This window comes from Streptomyces sp. C (genome assembly GCF_000158895.1).
Classification (GTDB): domain Bacteria; phylum Actinomycetota; class Actinomycetes; order Streptomycetales; family Streptomycetaceae; genus Streptomyces; species Streptomyces racemochromogenes.
Genome location: NZ_GG657750.1, coordinates 7,110,369 through 7,112,119 on the forward strand (window position 1 = coordinate 7,110,369; position 1,751 = coordinate 7,112,119).

Here is a 1,751-nt window from a genome sequence, read left to right on the forward strand (position 1 = left end):
GCGCCCGCCGGGACCAGCGCGGGCTCCTTCGTCAGCAGGGACACCGCGGGCTGGTACGCGGACGCCCCGCCCGGTATCCCGGAGGCCGTCGCCAGCGCCGCCGCGGGGACGGTGCCCGGGGCCCCGTCGCCGACGGTCACGTCGCGGGCCGGCACCACGTGCTCCGCGTACACCAGCGCCGCCGCGTCCAGGGCCCGCATCCGCGCCCCCGCCACGTGGTGGACGTCGAACGCGGCGACGGTACGGGTCCGCAAAAAAACAGAGGCCCAGCTCCACCACCCCGGCCTTCAGCGGGATCTGGGTGAGCTCCTCGTCGGCGTACCGGGTGAACACCCCCGCGTACGGGCGCACCAGGGCGGAGCGCCGGTTCAGCTCCTCCACCAGCGCGTCCGCCTCCCGCGCGGTCTCCAGCGTCGGCAGTGCGGGCGTGCCCGAGGTGCCGGCGGCGGTGAGGTCCAGGGGGGCGGCCTCCGTCTCGCCGGGCGCGCAGAACGGGCAGCGCGGGTGCGGCAGGAGCGGCTCGGCGGTGACGTCCAGCGAGGCCGTGTCCTGGACGAGGAGCCGTCCGGCGGTCTCGGCGGGCAGCGAACCGGAAGCCGCGCGGAACACCTCGTACCCCAGCAGGTTGCCGATCATCGCGGACAGCGGCCGCCCCGGCACCGGGCCCTCGGCGAGGGGCGCCTCCGGCAGCGCGAGGGCGCTCCACAGCGCGGCCGCGGCCGGGCCGCCGCGCGCCGAGCCCAGCCGCAGGGCCGCGCAGGACCAGCAGCCGGCGGTGCCGTGCGCCATGAGCGGGCCGACCACCGCGTCGTTCCCGTACGACCAGGCGGGCAGCAGGGTGCGCCCCTCGGGGATCCCGGCGCGCAGCAGCGGCAGCAGCCGGGCCGGGGCCGCCGCCCCGCCGGTCACCACGACGAACTCGTACTCCGCCAACCCGTCCCAGCCGAGCGGGTGTCCGGGCAGGGTGCGGACCTCCACCGGGCAGCCGTCGGCGACGGCCTCGGCCGCCTCGGCCCGTACCTCCTCCGCGTCGGCTCCGGGCAGCACGCCGACGGTGGCGCAGCCGTTGCGCACCAGGCTCAGCGCGCACCAGCGGGCCACCGCGTCCTCGCCGAGGACGGCGACCCGGGTGTCGCGGAAGCGCAGGAAGCGGGCTTCGGCGTCATCGGCGTAGTGGTCGGCGTAGGCGATCTGCGGCGCGAATCTGCGGGCCACGTCCGGGGGCGGTGCGGCGGCCCGGCCGGCGTCGGCGGGCTCGGCGACGGAACGGGCGAAGTCCCTTTCGTACAGGGTCTTGACGAGTTCGCCGACCATGGCGCGCTGGGTGTCGCCCAGGCCCTGGCACAGCTCGGTGACGGTGTGCTCACCGGTCAGGTGCGGGACGATCAGCGTGGCGAACCGGTAGGCGGTGCGGGCGGTGAGGCGGAAGCCCCCGTCGGAATTGTGGAACAGCACGCCGTCGGGCGTCTCGGTGAAGAGCACGTCCCGGCGGATCCTGGGGCGTGTCGCGGCAACGTACTGATAGCTGTCCAGGGACATGGAACACCTCTGATTGCGGTCTGGTGGGGACGAAGGCGTGAGGTGGGAAATGTCGGGGAGGCGGGAGGGGCCGCCTCAGCCGGGCAGGAGGGCCGGGGCGCCGGCCCGGTCCCGGGCCAGCCACCGCGCGTACCCGCGGAGGAAGGCGTGGATCCGGTAGGGCTCGCCGGGTGGGCCGTCCTCCAGCATCCCGGCCTCCACGAGCTGTTCGA

The 1,751-nt window shown here is 76.0% G+C and carries 1 protein-coding gene; it reads right to left on the reverse strand.

Annotation, left to right across the window (positions count from 1 at the left end; genetic code table 11):
• A partial coding sequence (locus tag SSNG_RS31805; RefSeq protein WP_241695165.1) for a TOMM precursor leader peptide-binding protein occupies window positions 1-1,539 on the reverse strand: 1,539 nt, incomplete at its 3' end.
• Between the last annotated feature and the right edge of the window lie 212 nt (window positions 1,540-1,751).